Genomic DNA, 15599 nt, shown 5'->3' with positions numbered 1-15599 from the left:
GCGCTGTGACCTACGCGATTGATTTTGGCACCAGTAACACTCTAGTAACCCGCTGGAACTATGCGGCTCAGGCGGCAGAATGTGTGACAGTGGCAGGGCTGTCGGTGGGCTTTGGGGAGGTGCCAGCGCTGATTCCCAGTTTGGCCTACGTTGAGGATGCCAAGTTGCCCTTGGTGGTGGTGGGGCAGCAGGTGCGAGATCGGGGGTTTGATGTAGCCGGCGATCGCCGCTTTTTCTCGCGGTTTAAGCGGGGGATTGGCGCAACGGTGCAGGGCTACCTGCCGGAATTAGATGGGTGCCCGATCACTTTTGAAGCGATAGGCACGTGGTTTTTGCGCACGCTGCTGACGGCGTTAAAGCACAGTGCCGGGGATTTTGGCGACTCCCTGATGTTTACCGTGCCCGTGGATAGTTTTGAAACCTATCGCCGGTGGTTATTGCAGGTGTGCGATGGCTTTGCCATTGACCAGATTCGCCTTGTGGATGAACCTACAGCGGCGGCGCTGGGCTATGGTGTGGCCGAGCGTCCCGTGATCCTTGTGATTGATTTTGGTGGTGGCACCCTTGATCTGTCCTTAGTGGAACTGAAAACAAACGACCCGCAGCGCTCACCCTTGGGCTTTATCCTCAAGTGGGGCGATCGCCAGTGGGCCGATAGTGATCATCAACGCCCGCGTACAGCGCGAGTTCTCGGCAAAGCTGGGGTAAACCTTGGCGGTACCGATATTGATCACTGGATTGTGGATTATTGGGGGCAGCAGGGGATTGCCGCCAACCGTTTGCTGCTGCGCTTAGCGGAGCGCTTAAAAATTCAACTCTCCCAGCATCCGCGCGCCCAAGAGGTATATTTTGACCCAGACACCTTTTCTACTCTGGAGCTAAGCCTAGAGCGCGCTGAGCTAGAGACAATTCTGCACCAACAGCAGTTCTTTGAACGGTTGGAGAAGGCGCTTTTGCAGGTACTTCAGCAGGGTCGCCGCCAAGGGATTGCCCCAGAGGACATTGAGGCGGTGCTATTGGTGGGGGGCACCACCCAAATCCCCGCCGTGCAGGCTTGGGTTGGCGAGTATTTTGAGCGCAGCAAAATCAGCAGCCATCAGCCGTTTACCGCCGTTGCCATGGGTGCATTGGCTCTGACCCAAGGCCTAGACCTCAAGGATTTTCTGTACCATAGCTACGGCATCCGTTTCTGGGATCGCAAGCTGAATCGCCATGGTTGGCATCCCATCATTCAGCGGGGACAGCCCTACCCGATGCGCGAACCGGTGGAACTGATTCTAGGCGCATCCACGGAGGGGCAGCCCAAAATCGAACTAGTGATTGGCGAGCTAGGGGATGAGCAAGGGGGGGTAGAAATTTTCTTTGATGGCGATCGCCTCATTACCCGTACCTGCGGGCAACTGACCGTTCAGCCTCTGAATGACACCCCCCAAGGCAAAACCCTTGCCACCCTTGACCCCCCCGGCTACCCCGGTAGCGATCGTCTAAAAGTTCTCTTCTACGTGGATGGCGATCGCCAACTGCGGATAACCGTGGAAGATTTGCTCACCCAAGAGCAACTGGTCACCAACCGAGTTGTTGCTGAACTACGCTGAACCATGGCTGCCTTACCCCAAACAATCGCCCATGTTCGGATTACTGCCCAAAATTGGCAGGAAGGGCACCTGCGCGGTCAAGTATGCGCCAGTCACTACGAGTGGGACTTTTGCTGGCTGTTCAAAGCCAAAACGCTGATTATCTCGCCCGCTTTGGGCCGAGCACTGATCAAAGAACCCCTGAGCCGCTTTCTTGAGCAACAGGACTATCAACTGGAACCGGGAGGCGATTATCAATTTGTGCTTCGCTCAAAATTTTAAATTTTGCTTCTAGCTGCTGCAACCACTCCACCAAAATCGGGTTCACCAACTCAGGGCGATCGTCGTGGGGGCAGTGCCCCGTATCGGCAAGGCGCTCAATACGGATGGGAATGCGCTCTTGGTGGGCTTCAAAATGCTTCACCCCAGATACGGGGGTCCACGGATCCACTTCCCCCCACAGCACTAGGATGGGAACCTGAATCGCTGGCAACAGATCGACAATTTTGGGTCCCGGCGGTGCAGAAATCACCCGCGCAAACACCTCCTTTGCCCCCGTATCCAGAGCTGGGCGATGCAATAGCTCCACCAGTTCATCGGTAATGGCATCTGGATTGGCGTACACTTGGCCGAGGGTTTTGCGGATCCGCTCTGGCTGGCGAATTTGATCGAAAATCAAATGCCCAATCACAGGCGCAGCGACCAAGGTGCGAAACAGGTTCGTAAACAGCGTCTGCATCCAGTTAAGTTCGTTAGGGCGATGATTGAGACCCCCTGCACAGTTGAGAACACTCACCCCTCGGCAGGTATGCCCATAGTCCGCCGCCATCCGTAAACAGAGCAAGCCGCCAATGGAGTTCCCCACCCACACCACGGGCTCACCAATGTGTGCCTGCCAAAAATCGGCCAGTAATTCTGCCCACAGATCCATACTGTAGGCTAGGTTAGGTTTCGCTGAAGCCCCAAACCCCAGTAAATCGAGGGCATAGACGCGGTAGCCCGCCTCTCGCAAAGCAGGAATGGTTTTGCGCCAATGGCCAATGGAGGCACCAAACCCATGCACCAGCACAACGGGTGCCCCTGTACCACTCATGCTGTAGCGAATGCGATGGCCGCGCCATTCCCAATCAGCGGTGGGGAAGGCAGCTATGGCCGAAAGGGTTGAGGTCATAGGAACGCCGTGCCAATTTTCAAAGTAGGTTACTCTCTAAGATAACAATCTTTACGTTTCGCAACAATTATGCCAACTGCATTGATTACCGGTGCGACGGGAGGCTTAGGACAAGCCTTTGCCGCAGCCCTTGCCGATCGCCACTACGATTTAATTTTGACCGCTCGTTCTGCCGCTGCCCTAGACACCTTGGCCAAGGAACTAACGACCTCACGGACGGTGCAAGTGATTACCCTGCCGCAAGATTTGAGCATTTCAGGGGCAGCCGCACAGCTTTATGAGCAGGTGGAGGCACGGGGGGTAAGGGTCGATCTGCTCGTTAACAATGCTGGATTTGGGGACTACGGGGCGTTTGGCGATCGCGATCGCTCCCGTTTGGTGGCCATGGTACAGGTCAACATCACCGCCCTCATGGAACTCACCCATTTGGTTTTGCCCCAGATGCGTCAGCGCCACAGTGGCACGATCATTAACGTCAGTTCCATTGCTGCCTTTCAGCCCCTACCCTATCTCGCGGTATATGCGGCCACTAAAGCCTTTGTGCGCCACTTTAGCGAAGCCCTGTGGGCAGAACTCAAGCCCCTTGGCATTCGGGTGCTGGGGGTGTGCCCAGGTCCAACGGCCACTCAATTTTTTGAGCGCGCCGATATGATGGGCAACCCGGCATTGATAGGTTCCCAAGACTCCCCCGCCCAGATTGTGGCCGAAACCCTCGCCGCCTTGGATCACGATGTGGCTACCCTCATTCCCGGTCAAGCCAGTAATCGCCTCTTGGCATTTGCTGGTCGATGGGTGCCTCGGCAATGGCTGGTGCAGCAGCTAGAMCCCCGCTTCCGTCCCCCCGCTGAGTAGCAGCAGCCCMAAAAACGAGCCACTATTCCAAATGCCATGCAGAATCATGGCCGCCCCTAGGTTTTGCGATCGCCAGTAGGTGTAGCTCAGCACCGTGCCCAAGACCGTTAAGGGCAAGAGATCTGCAAGGTTCAGGTGTGCCACCGCAAACAACAGCCCCGTCAACACCATCGCGCTACCAAGGGGCAGATAGCTTTGCAGCGATCGGAAAAAGAAACCGCGAAAGAGTACCTCCTCAAACAGCGGTGCCAAAACTGCCACCATGAGGTAGAGCAGTGCAAAGGTGCGATAGTCTTGGCTTTGTAAAATGACCTCCAACAGCGGATTCCCTCCCCCTTGGTTTTTCAGCAGTCCCTGGGACAGCAACGAGGTCAACAGTACCAACGGTAAAGCTGCTAGGTAACCGCCACTGCCCCACAGGACGGCACTGCGCCACCCCCCCTGCCACCGCAACCACTGCCATGGGGGCTTACCAAAGCGGTTTAACAGCCACCACAGCAAGCCATACCCAGCCACCATCATCACCCCATAGGTAGCCAACGCATAAAGGGTTTGGCCAAACGCCGAGGTCAGGAGCTGTCCCCCAGTCACCAGCGCACGCAGGAGAGGCATCACCACAAGGCTAAGGGCAAAAAAGGTGGCAAACCAACTCACCATCACCTCCCAAACGGTCGCCCAGCCCCACGGCAGCGGCGCAAAGGCTGGTAAGGGGCTGCCCTGTTGTCGCCGTCGCACATGCTGGTAAATCCACACCAGCCACAGCACCACCCCCAACCCACTACCGATCAGGGGCGTACTGCCCACCAATATTAAGCGTTGAAACGCTGCCTGCGCCTGCACCTGCTCTGCGGTTGCTAAGGCCATCAGAGCCTCGGGGCGCTGTTGCAGTTCGTAGAGCCGCTCAAGGGCACGGTTGCGAAACCACCCCCGTAGCGTCGTTTTAAGCAGCGATTCAGCCTCCGGTAAAAGCTGCGGCGGCGTATCCCATAGCCCGATTAACACCTCTGCCGTGCGGCGAGGGGTGCCCTGAGCCATAGTTGTTAATGGCTGCCATGTCTCAAGGGCGCGATCGCGATCGCCCTGATCCGCGTACAGCAACCCCAATTCGAGGCGCAAGCGCTGGTTTTGCGGGGTGGGTGGCTCCAGCGCTGCGGTGTAGGCACGGATCGCCCCTTGTGTATCGCCCAAGAGGCGATCGCGCGTCCAAGCATCACCAATGCCTTGCCATTCCCTCGCTTGCAGTGTCAAATGGGTCTGCAGAAGATTAATTTGGCTTTGGGGTTGGGGGTCCAGATAGCTACTTAATAAAGACAGGCTCACCAGAGCAGCCACAAGAATCGTCAGAGCGGCCAGCACAAACTGCTTCACAGACATAGAATTGCTAAGAAGGGGGCTTTCAAAACCTTAGCGGAAAATCAGTCTCATGAAGAACTCAACCCCTTCGCTAGGGGGCAGAGGCACCAGAATCAACCCCCATTTGCGTATATTTACAGTTGGCGCTGTGCAGACCCGGTGATAGCCTAAAAAATAACACTTATTCAGTGCCAGCAGCTATGTGCTTTGCAATGATTTAGTGTTCCACCTGTGGCCATACTGCTGATCGATACTAAAGATAGCTATTCTAGTTCCTCACCGCTGCTGTTGTGTGTTTTCAAGGAGAAACAACTATGTCCTTTGCGTTTCAGCTAACACTCAGACAAATTATTCTAGGGTTATTTCTAACGGCTGCCAGTGGCGTTTTACCCATTCTGCTAGCCCAAGCCGCTAAAGCCCAAAGCGTAACCGATAACTTGCAGATTCAGGCCACCGTTAAGGCTTCCTGCAAAATTAATAGCGTCACCAACATTGACTTTGGTACCTACGATGCCTTGGGTACCCATTACACAACCCCTCTAGATAGTAAAGGGTCGGTCAGCGTCAGTTGCCTGCCAAAGGTTCAAGCCAGCATCCAGCTTAAGGAGGGTCTCTATCCGGCAACGGGTTCGACCTGTACAGCTCCCGCTCGCCAAATGAAAGGACCAAGCGCCACAGCCTTGCTACCCTACGGCCTATTTAAAAATTCGAGTCGCACCCAAACCTGGGGATGCACTGCCGCCACGGGGGTAGATTATGCCGCTACCTCGGCTGCGGCAACCTCCTTTGATATCTATGGCCGTATTCCAGCGGCGAACAGTATGCTAGGCATTCTGGATACCCTTGAGCCAGGTGCCTACAGTGATACGGTGCAAATTGTAGTCTCCTTCTAAGGTGCGGTTGCGTTATTGGGTCTTGGCCAGCCTTTGGGCAGTAGCGGCAGTTGTAGGGATGCCGTTGCGCTTAGCGGCGCAGTCCACAGAGTTTTACCTGAATGCGGTGCAGGTGTTTCTGTCGCCGCGACAACGAACAGTACTGCTTACCCTTACCAATACCGGCGAAACACCCCTTAACTTTGAAATTAGTCTGCGCAAGTGGCAGCAAACCCCTGATGGCCAAGATGAACTCAGCGAGGCGGATGGCGGTGTTGTGGCTTTTCCCCTGCTGCTGTCGGTGCCGCCAGGGGAGCAGCGTAGCTTACGGGTGGGGGTGCGGCAGCCGCCCCTTGAGCAGGAGAACACCTATCGGCTGTTGGTGGCAGAGTTGCCGTCCCCTAATATCCCCAACACCCAAGGGGCACAGTTGCGCATTATTAAAACCTTGAGCTTACCAGTTTTTATTGAGCCAGTCACCCCCCAACGCCAAGGAGAGTTTGTCAATGCCAGCATTCAGCAAGGGCGGCTGAGTGTGACGCTGCGCAACACAGGCAATGTGCATATTCAAACCCTTGGCATCATAGTACGGGGAAAGAGTGATCAAGGAGCTGTGATTTTCGAGCAAACGCTAGACTCCGTTTATGTGCTGGCCAATCGTCAACGGGATTTTCGCAACCTTCTCTTACCCCAGACAAACTGTGCCCAAGTCCGCCAAGTTACCCTACAAACAGTGGCAACCTCCCCTACAATTACGACAACCATTCCCACCCCTAACGGCATTTGTTCTTAGGGGCAGTGCTCTTCCCCTGTTCTTGGCGACTGTGCCGCCGCTCTACGCTCAAGCTCCCAGTGAAACGTCTGCAATTTATAGCCTTGAAGTTAATCGCGTTGCCCGTGGCGATGTCATTGTGTTTCTGAGGGGTGACGATGTACTCATCCCGTGGCAAGACCTGTTGCAGGCTGGCCTCACGGAAGTGGGTGGCAGCCGTGAAATGATTCAGGGCATTGAGCACGTTTCTTTGCAGTCTCTGGCGCCTGCCATTACCTTTGAGCGGGATGATGCGGCGCTGACCTTACGGATTCAGGTGGCTGCCGATCTGCTGCCTGCCAATGTGATTGACTTTAACCCAGACAATGCGCCACCGGGGATCCGTTACAGCCAACCCCTGAGTGCCTACCTTAACTATGGTGTCTTTTGGAATAATGTTGAGACCCTCACTGCCGCTGCAGAAATGGCAGTCAGCTTTGGCGGGAATGCCCTCACTTCGACGGTCGGGTTGACTGCGAATGGAGAGTTGCAGCGGGGTTTAACTGCCCTGATCTTGGATAACCGCCGTCAGTTGACCACGCTGACTCTGGGGGATAGTTTTGTTACTGCGGATCTGCTGGGGGGGGGCGGTTTGTGGGGCGGCATTCGCTGGGAGCGCAACTTTGGCCTGAGTCCCTACCTCATTCGCCAACCCGCCTTTGATATGCAAGGGGAACTGGCAACCCCCGGCACTGCCGAAATTTATATCAATGGCTTCCTGACGCGCCGTGTGAGCTTGCTGCCGGGGCCGTTTACGCTTAAGAATTTGCCCTTTAGCGGTGGCTTTAATCGGGTGCGGGTGGTGGTTACCGACGCAGAGGGTAAGCAGCAGGTGTTTACTCAAGGGTATGTGCAGTCGGCGAGCTTACTGCAACCCGGCCTGTCTGAGTTTATTGTGGCGGCGGGGGTCGAGCGCCAAGGCTTGGGGGTGGATAACTTTAACTATGATGGCTCAGTGCAGATGGTAGCCGCCTACCGGCAAGGCGTGCTCAATAACCTGACGCTGGGGGGACGCATTGAGGGGAACGCCCACCTGCTCAATGGCGGGCTGAACTTGAGTACAGCGTTACCCATTGGTACTCTCGATGTGGCGGCGGCCTTAAGTACCACTCAAGGGAAGCTGGGTACCGCGGTGGCGGCGGCCTATAACTATCCAGGGGCGATCGCCTTCAGTGGTGGGGTACGGCTGCGCAGCCCAGATTATGTCACAACTAGCTTACCCCTAGAGGACGATCGCTCGCTGTTGGATGGATTTGTGAGTACAACCTTTAACCTTGGTTCACGGATTAATATTAGTGGTCAATATTTTTTTAATAATCCTCGCGATCAAGTGATTGGTCAGCAGGCTAGTGTGCTAGCACAGGTGCGCTTGCACCGGAATCTCAGCCTGCTATTGCAGGGATCGCGGTCTTTTTTTGGCGATCAAGCACCCGTGAACCAATTTAGCGTGACGCTTAACTATTTTCTCAATAATCAGGTGAACCTCAATACCGGTTGGGTACAGCGGGGTAATCAGGGGGTGCCTTTTGTCAATGTGTCGCGATCGCTCCCCTTGGGGGTGGGCTACGGGTATCAAGGTCAGGTGTCCCCCGTCAGTGACCAAGGGTTAGCTAGTGGGTTGTTTCAGTACAATACCCCGTGGAGTCGCTATCAAGTTGGCTATTCCCAGACAGGCAACAGCGGCCAAACCTCATTAGGGGTAGAAGGCGGGATCGTGGCCATTGGTGGTCAGCTATTTTTCACCCGCCCAGTTCAGGGCAGTTTTGCCCTCGTGCAAGTACCCAATGTGGCCGGTGTGCGCACCTACTTGAGTAATCAGGAAATTGGTCGCACTAATCGCCGTGGGCAAATCCTGATTCCCGATCTGCTGCCCTACTATGCCAATGACTTACGTATCGAGGATCAAGACGTGCCCCTTGATTTTGCCATTGGCCGAAGTCAACAGTTCATTGCACCGCCATTTCGAGGTGGGGCGATCGCCCGTTTTGATGTGCGCCTCAATCGGAGCTATGTAGGGCGAGCTATTTTAGTGCGCGGCAGTACTCGCATTGTTCCCAGCTTGGGGCAACTGACGCTCAAAAAAGATGACCAAGCGGCGGTTTCGCCCCTGAGTACCAATGGCGAGTTTTACTTTGATACCTTGGAAGCAGGTACCTATGCAGCAGAATTGGCCTATGAGCAGGTACGGTGTAATTTTACGGTGACCCTACCCGAGGCTGACGATACTCTTTACCGATGTGGGGGAATTGATATGTCAACTACCCGATTGATCTATCTAGGAGTGCCCCTCCTGTGGCTCTTAGCAGGACTCTCCGCCTATGGCCAAGGCACTGGCTGTCAGTTTCAGAGTGTTACGGCGGTGAACTTTGGGGTTTACGATCCCTTTGCCCCAGCGGCCTTGGATGGCACCGGCCAACTGCGCTTTGTCTGTAGCGGCGGTGGTACAGGCAGCTTTAATAACCGATCCATTACCATTCAGATTAGCCAAGGCAATAGTAACAGCTTTACACCGCGGCAGATGAGCAGTGGCAGCAGCCGATTGAACTATAATCTCTACCTCGATAGCGATCGCAGCCTCATTTGGGGGAATGGCACCGGCGGCAGTTATCAGCGTGGGCCGTTTATTCCGGGTAACAATGTAGTGAATACTATCCCTATTTATGGCCGCATTCCAGCCCAGCAATGGGTTGCCCCTGGCACCTACAGTGACTCGCTGCAGGTCGTCATCCACTTTTAGCATATAACTGCAAGAATTATTTTACTCACTGCTGCTACTGTGCCAGCCAGTTATGTAATCCCCTATATTGTAGGGATTGTCAGAGATACTTTACTGAATCATTAACATTTATGGAAGCTGGACGGCAGGATACACGACGATATCAAGAATATATCTATCAGCACGTACAGCGATTCAGCATTGAACAAGTTAGTCGAGCAGAACCATTAAGTTTTGAGTGAGATCGGTGATTTGCTACAGTGGCAGTAGAGTATCCCAATAGTGAGGCTAGCTATTGCGGCGATGACTTATTCTACTGCTGGCTCTGCAACCCTCAGTCTGCCAACAGTTCTAGATGTTCAGGAACTGAGCATTTACTACCATAATCAGCAAGTGGTCGATACAGTTAATCTCACAATTCCCGAAAAACAACTGGTGGCTTTTATTGGGCCGTCGGGTTCTGGCAAGAGTACGGTTCTGCGCTGCTTTAATCGCCTGACGGATTTAATTCCGCAACTTCAGGTGACAGGGCGTATCTTCTATAGAGGCAAGGATCTTTACGATCCCCAGTGGGACGTTACGAGTATCCGTCGCCAGATTGGCATGATTTTTCAGCAACCCAACCCATTTCCAAAGTCAATTTATGACAATATTGCCTTTGGTGCCCGGGTCAATGGCTACGCTGGCAACATCGATGAGCTAGTAGAGTGGTCGCTGCAACAAGTGCATCTGTGGGACAGTGTTAAGGATCGGCTCTCAGTTAATGCAATGGCATTGACCATCGGTCAACAGCAACATCTGTGTATTGCTCGGGCGATCGCCCTTGACCCAGCAGTGCTCCTGTTAGATAACCCCACCGTCAATCTTGACACCTGCTCTAGCAGCCACCTCGAAGAACTATTGAGCCAACTAAAAAAACGCTACACCCTGATTATGACGACCCATAATCTCCGACAGGCCGCGCGGATCTCTGACTATACAGCTTTTTTTGGTGCCAAAATGAACGCCAGCGGTCATTCGATAGGCTACTTGGTAGAGTATGCACCTACCAGTCTCCTGTTTCAGCGGCCACAGCAAGCACTGACCCAGCGCTATGTCACAGGACGGGTGCTCTGAGCGTCCTTATCCTTTGGCTCATCAGGGCGATCCTAGGCTCAATAAACACCTAAAACACCTAATTGTCCATAATTTCCTATAATTAAGGTCAAGTTTTGTTAAAAATTGTAGTGGCTCCCTTTGGTCTTTGACCTCCCATTCCTTAGATCAGGCGCCAGAGCAACCTTTCAGGCTTTAGTTTTAAGAAAGTATTTTTATATAACGTGTATATTATTGGGAGAGTCAAAGCTAACCTAACTATAGTGGAGATAAGCAAAGAAGTGACTCTTGCCCCTCTTGTTCACTCTTTCTGAGAAAACGTGGGTACATTAGTCTCAAGATGGTTGGAACGGCTGTGGAATAGGGCGTCATGACTATGATTATCTGTTCTGAGTGCTGCCACCCCAATCCAGTTGGTGCTGTTCAGTGTGAAGCCTGCTTTTCCCCAATGCCTGATATGAATACTTGTCCAAATTGTGGTGCACCGGTTCAGTCAGATGCGAATTTCTGCGGTCAGTGTGGTTTTAACGTGCGCCAGTTTGCTATGAATTCATCCTCCGTAGCAGAAGTGCCGGATTTAGCTGCTACTGCTGCTCCAGCGGTGGAACTTACCGCTACTGTACCGGGACGGGGGACGACCCTCTCTCCCCCCCCSCCCCCCCCGCCGCATCTGTTTCCAGCCACAGCGGTTCCAGCAACGCCAATCTATGCCAAATTAATCCATGTACAGACCCGCACTGAGCTAAACATTCCCCCCGGCCGGGTGGTGGTTCACATTGGCAAGCCCAACGATCGCATTCCCCCGGACATTGATGTTGCTGGGTTTCCTAATTCTGAGGTGGTCTCCCGCATCCATGCCGATATTCGAGTGGAGGGAAATGCCCACTACATTGAGGATGTGGGCAGTGCTAATGGTACGTATATCAACAATACTGCGCTGTATCCGGGCAATCGGCACCGTTTGGCACCTGGCGATCGCATTGCCCTTGGCAAAGGAGATTTAGTGACGTTTATCTATGAACTCACCTCCTAGGAACCCTTTAGCGTATCAATAGACAAGAGGCGGTAATAAAACGTGATTACATTGACACTTCTACATCCAGTCCAAGCAACCCCCGTCCAAAGCTGGACGTTTGATAGTGAAGCTGTGATCCGCATTGGTCGTGCTGTGGATAATCATGTTGTCCTCTACAGTGCGGTGGTCTCGCGTCACCACGTTGAACTGCGGCGGAATGGGCTGCAGTGGGAGGTTGTCAACCTAGGTACCAATGGCACGTATTTAGATGGCAAACGGGTACAGCAAGCCCCGCTTTTAGATGGCGGTATCCTGCGGTTGGCTCGATCCGGTCCCAACATTCAAGTCCGCCTTAGCGCTGACCATCAACCTATGCCCCCCAACGCTAGGATGGCAACGATTCCTGAAACAGCTCGTACTGATGTGGAGAAAGGTACCTACTCAGGGGAGGAGGAAGCCGTGGGCACCGACAATGCCGAACCCCTAGGCACCGCAGCAACCGGGATGAGTTATCAGGGCATCATTACCGAAGAGGACGACGATGAGGAGGAAAATTTTGCGGTACAGGGGGAGTTACCGGCGCAACTATTAGCTGAGTGGCGCGCCCCTCCCGACTGTAGCCACAGCCGTGCCGAAGCTGATGATATATTCTGCATTGAGTGTGGCGTGCCCCTCAAGGTATGGAAGACCCTTGGCAACTATCAAATTATTAAAGCCTTAGGCCAAAGTAATACCTATTTGGGCTGGCGCAATGGCCAGACAGCAGTTGTCAAAGGGCACAGCTTGGCAGCCTCTAAGCGCGAAATTCGTGCCTTTCAGCGGCAAGTGCGGCAGTTATGCCAGATGAGCCATCCGGTTCTGCCTAAGTTTTGGGAGGGGTTTCAGTACGGCACAGACTCCTACCTTGTCTCGGAAATGGTCTATGGTCATTCCCTTAAGCAATGGATTAATGATCATGGCGTGATGAATGTTGTTGAAGCGAGCCGCTGGCTGATACCGATTTGCGATCTCTTGACGCTACTTCACCAGCAAGATCCCCCCATTTTGCATTTGCATATTCGCCCATCCAACCTCATCCATCCCTATGTCAGCCGTGAGGCTACTAATGTTGTGCTGGTTGGGTGGGGCAAGGCATCGGTGCTCACCTCAGAGTCTGGTACCTTTATTGGCACGGTGGGCTATTCTGCCCCTGAGCAGCAAGAAGGGAAACCGGAACCGGCGTCAGATTTGTACGGCCTTGGTGCCACTATTGTGTACTTGCTCACAGGGAATGAGCCAGACACCTATTTCCGCTGGGGTGCGCGGGAATACCGCCTGTATGCTGAAGATATTCCCCATCTTGATCCCCTGATGGTGGATTTAATTAACTGTTTGACTCACCCAGACCCGCGGGAACGTTATCCCAATGCCGCAGCTGTGAAGCAGCGGCTAGAGCAAATTGCGACTATAGCTATGCCTGCTCCGCCAGTTTCCAGTGCCCTATGATGCCGCTTCATGGAGGGGCAACGGCGTGAGGTTTTACGCGCAAAGGCGATCGCCAAAATAACGGCGATACAGTTCACAGCGAACCTTAGCAAGGCTGCCATTCAAGCTAATTAGCCCCAAACTGTGGAGCTTAAAGCCAGTGGTTGCTTCGACGGTAACGCCACTCTCGCTACTGACAATGTCGGCAAAGGCCGGTACCAGTTCTTGGCGTTGATGGAGGTGCCACCATTGTCCCCGTAAATGATCGCGGTACAGACCCGTTTCAGAGGCAGCATTGGCCATGAGTTCCGGCCACGTTACATCGTTACGGGCTAAGTGGTATAGCGTGAGTCGAATTAAGTAGGGATGTCCCCCTACCAACTGCTGGAGTTCCTTGAGATGGTCTGGGTCTAGGTTAAGGCCGTGCAGACGGCTTAACTCACAAATTTGGTCGTGGTTAAACTCTGGTAAATCAATGGCGAGGCCGACGTTAAAGGGGGACTGGTTAATATCGAGGGGGATATACACTTCCGTACCATGGACAACAATTAAGCGCAGATTGCGCCAAATGTCGCGGTTTTTCCCCTCTTCATGCCATGCCCGTAGTAGCCCGAAGAAATCACTGGCCACGTCAGGGTATTCAAACACGCGGTCAACTTCATCTAAGCCCAATACTAGGGGGCGACCCGCCATCTGGGTGCCGGGTTTCTGACAGTTGGGCAGTAGATATTCTTCAAAATAAGCTGTGCAGTTATACTTACTGCCAAAAATATCGTCCCAGTAGTCCTTAAGGCGGTTTTCTAGCCCCAGCCGCCGCCCAACTCCGGCACACAGCCAGCGCAGCAGCTTGTCAAGGTCGCTGAAGACGTGGGCATCAGCCAATTGAAAGCTCAACGGGACGGTGCCATAGCCCTCTTGGGTGGCTCGATACATCAGCCGTGCCATCAAGGAGGTTTTGCCCATTTGCCGGGGGGCTTTAATACGAATGAGGGAACCGGGTTGTAGGAGGGTTTCGCGGCAGCGCTGCTCGATGGGAGGTCGCTCGATATAAAAGGCAGAGGCTACTTCTACTTGCCCTTCTGGTAGTTCAGGTTCAGCTACCGGCACAGGGGCACCATCTCCCACTAGGGTGCCAGTTTGCCCTTGCTCTACAGCGGTTTCGTGAATCCCATCACTGGTGGGCAGCACTGGATCAGCAGTGGCATTCACGAGGTCAAGGACTTCTTGAACTAGGCTTGCGGTGTCTGCCGGCGATCGCCAAAAGCGTTGCTGCAACCGATGCAAGTAACCGCGTAGTTCGTAGTTTAGGGGTTGGTCTAAGGGGAAGTTGACCCGCACCGGCAGGATGAACGGACGGCGATCGCTGCGCTGAGATTGCAGTTGCTTAACACTACGGACTTCTTCAAGTACCATCTCACTCTGGGCGGCGGCTTGGGAGAGAAGCAGTAAAAAGAAATCGCACTGCTTCAGAGCGTGATCAATGCGCTCTGCCCATCCTTCTCCCATGCGGATACTTTGGCTGGCCATAAAGGGATGATGCCCTGCGTTTTGGAGCGCTTCTTGCAGCGCCGTGGCCAGTTGCAGATCGGTGCCATCGCTGGAATGGCTGATAAATACGTGTCGTCCCCGAGGCGGAATTGCAGCGGTAGGAGCGGGGGTGCTGGGTAAGGGTTGGGGGGGTGGGGTGGTTGAGGCGATCGCAGTACTACTCGTTGAAGGAGCCGCGTTGCTAACCGGCGATCGCCAGAGGTCTTGAATCGGGGTTTTCAGAAAGGAGCCAAGGCGCTGCCAGAGGGATTTGGGAAGTTCCACCTGCTGCAAGCTTGCCAGTGCCTCTGCCGCTGTGGCAAAGCGTTCGTAAGGCGACGGATGAATCAGGTTATTGACAAACTGGACGAGGCGATCGTTGATCGGATGGACTGGCTCCCAATGCCAGCAACCGTAGGGGTCTTGGGTGAGTTGCAAGGGATTTAACCCCGTCAACGCCTGTACAGCAATCATGCCCAAGGCGTAGAGGTCACTGGCGGGGCGAGGTCGCCCTTGGGCTTGCTCAGGTGCCATGTAGCCCGGTGTGCCAATGGCGATCGTTTGGGCGGTGGCGTCCCCCACCAAGGTGCCACCCCCAATAGAAACCCCCATTTCCTTGACCGCGCCAAAATCAATCAGGACAAGGCGATGATCCGACTGCCGCCGGATCAGGTTATCGGGCTTAATGTCGCGGTGAATCACGCCGCACTGGTGCACAAAGGCCAGAATTCCCAAAGCATCTTGAAGAAAGTAGAGGACTTCCGCCTCCGACCACGTGGCACCGGGTACGAGTTGCTGGCGCAAGACCTGTCCTTCAATAAAGTCTTGGACAAGGTAAAATTCACTGTCTTCCTCAAAGTAGGCTAACAGGCGGGGAATTTGATCATGACTGCCGAGCCGTTCAAGGGTTTGCGCCTCCCGCTGAAAAAGAGAGCGTGCCAAGGGTAAAAAACTAGGATCGGTGCGTGCGGGTCGCAGATACTTGACGACGCATTTTGCCCGCACAGGACGGTGAGTGTCCTCCGCTAAGAAAGTTTGGCCAAAGTTCCCCGCTCCCAAGACGCGAATCAGTTTGTAACGACTGCCAAGGGTTTTACCAATCATGACCACTTCTGCTACGTTGCTTGTTTGTACTGTAACCCAGTTACA

At 54.0% G+C, this 15599-nt stretch carries 12 protein-coding genes and 1 pseudogene; 10 read left to right on the top strand and 3 right to left on the bottom strand.

Annotation, left to right across the window (positions count from 1 at the left end):
- The first annotated feature begins 5 nt into the window (after positions 1 to 5).
- A complete protein-coding gene (locus L5220_RS01340) occupies positions 6 to 1595 on the top strand; it encodes an Hsp70 family protein (RefSeq protein ID WP_499571125.1) in 1590 nt (529 codons plus the stop codon).
- Positions 1596 to 1598: 3 nt separating this feature from the next.
- Entirely contained in the window at positions 1599 to 1856 is a 258-nt protein-coding gene (locus L5220_RS01335) for a DUF3146 family protein (protein ID WP_099799421.1), read from the top strand.
- On the opposite strand, the gene L5220_RS01330 is transcribed toward L5220_RS01335, so the two are convergent.
- Positions 1765 to 2745, bottom strand: coding sequence for an alpha/beta fold hydrolase (locus L5220_RS01330; protein ID WP_499571123.1), 981 nt, complete (start codon positions 2743 to 2745; stop codon positions 1765 to 1767). The genes L5220_RS01335 and L5220_RS01330 overlap by 92 nt on opposite strands.
- 69 nt (positions 2746 to 2814) lie before the next feature.
- Here L5220_RS01330 and L5220_RS01325 point away from each other — a divergent pair, with 69 nt between their 5' ends.
- Positions 2815 to 3597, top strand: a complete 783-nt coding sequence (locus L5220_RS01325) for an SDR family NAD(P)-dependent oxidoreductase (RefSeq protein WP_499571121.1) — start codon at positions 2815 to 2817, stop codon at positions 3595 to 3597.
- On the opposite strand, the gene L5220_RS01320 is transcribed toward L5220_RS01325, so the two are convergent.
- Complete coding sequence (locus L5220_RS01320) at positions 3565 to 4971, bottom strand: CPBP family glutamic-type intramembrane protease (RefSeq protein WP_499571119.1); 1407 nt, start codon at positions 4969 to 4971, stop codon at positions 3565 to 3567. The genes L5220_RS01325 and L5220_RS01320 overlap by 33 nt on opposite strands.
- Positions 4972 to 5264: 293 nt before the next feature.
- Between L5220_RS01320 and L5220_RS01315 the strand changes: the two genes are divergently transcribed.
- The 7 genes and pseudogenes from L5220_RS01315 to L5220_RS01285 all read left to right on the top strand — a co-directional run bounded on the left by L5220_RS01315 (position 5265) and on the right by L5220_RS01285 (position 12944).
- A complete protein-coding gene (locus L5220_RS01315) occupies positions 5265 to 5843 on the top strand; it encodes a Csu type fimbrial protein (RefSeq protein WP_499571117.1) in 579 nt (192 codons plus the stop codon).
- A gap of 1 nt (position 5844) precedes the next feature.
- Entirely contained in the window at positions 5845 to 6615 is a 771-nt protein-coding gene (locus L5220_RS01310) for a fimbrial biogenesis chaperone (RefSeq protein WP_499571115.1), read from the top strand.
- Complete coding sequence (locus L5220_RS01305; RefSeq protein WP_499571113.1) at positions 6524 to 9370, top strand: spore coat protein U domain-containing protein; 2847 nt, start codon at positions 6524 to 6526, stop codon at positions 9368 to 9370. Before L5220_RS01310 ends, L5220_RS01305 begins: the two co-directional genes overlap by 92 nt.
- Positions 9371 to 9652: 282 nt before the next feature.
- Positions 9653 to 10465 carry a phosphate ABC transporter ATP-binding protein gene (locus L5220_RS01300; protein WP_499571112.1) on the top strand — a complete coding sequence of 271 codons (813 nt, stop codon included), beginning with the start codon at positions 9653 to 9655 and terminating at the stop codon, positions 10463 to 10465.
- Positions 10466 to 10814: 349 nt separating this feature from the next.
- Positions 10815 to 10970: pseudogene (locus L5220_RS01295) on the top strand (zinc ribbon domain-containing protein); the annotation flags it as partial.
- 18 nt (positions 10971 to 10988) lie between these two features.
- The gene (locus L5220_RS01290; protein ID WP_499500090.1) at positions 10989 to 11477 is read left to right on the top strand and encodes an FHA domain-containing protein; all 489 of its coding nucleotides are present in this window, start codon (positions 10989 to 10991) and stop codon (positions 11475 to 11477) included.
- 42 nt (positions 11478 to 11519) lie between these two features.
- Positions 11520 to 12944, top strand: coding sequence for a protein kinase domain-containing protein (locus L5220_RS01285; RefSeq protein ID WP_448527612.1), 1425 nt, complete (start codon positions 11520 to 11522; stop codon positions 12942 to 12944).
- A 33-nt stretch (positions 12945 to 12977) separates the two neighbouring features.
- Here L5220_RS01285 and L5220_RS01280 read toward each other — a convergent pair whose 3' ends face one another.
- The gene (locus tag L5220_RS01280; protein ID WP_499571110.1) at positions 12978 to 15554 is read right to left on the bottom strand and encodes an AAA-like domain-containing protein; all 2577 of its coding nucleotides are present in this window, start codon (positions 15552 to 15554) and stop codon (positions 12978 to 12980) included.
- Between the last annotated feature and the right edge of the window lie 45 nt (positions 15555 to 15599).

Source organism: Synechococcus sp. PCC 6716 (assembly GCF_022570815.1).
In the GTDB taxonomy this organism is placed as follows: domain Bacteria; phylum Cyanobacteriota; class Cyanobacteriia; order Thermosynechococcales; family Thermosynechococcaceae; genus Thermosynechococcus; species Thermosynechococcus lividus.
Note: the sequence above shows the minus strand (reverse complement) of the source record. Positions and strands in the feature narration are given on the sequence as shown.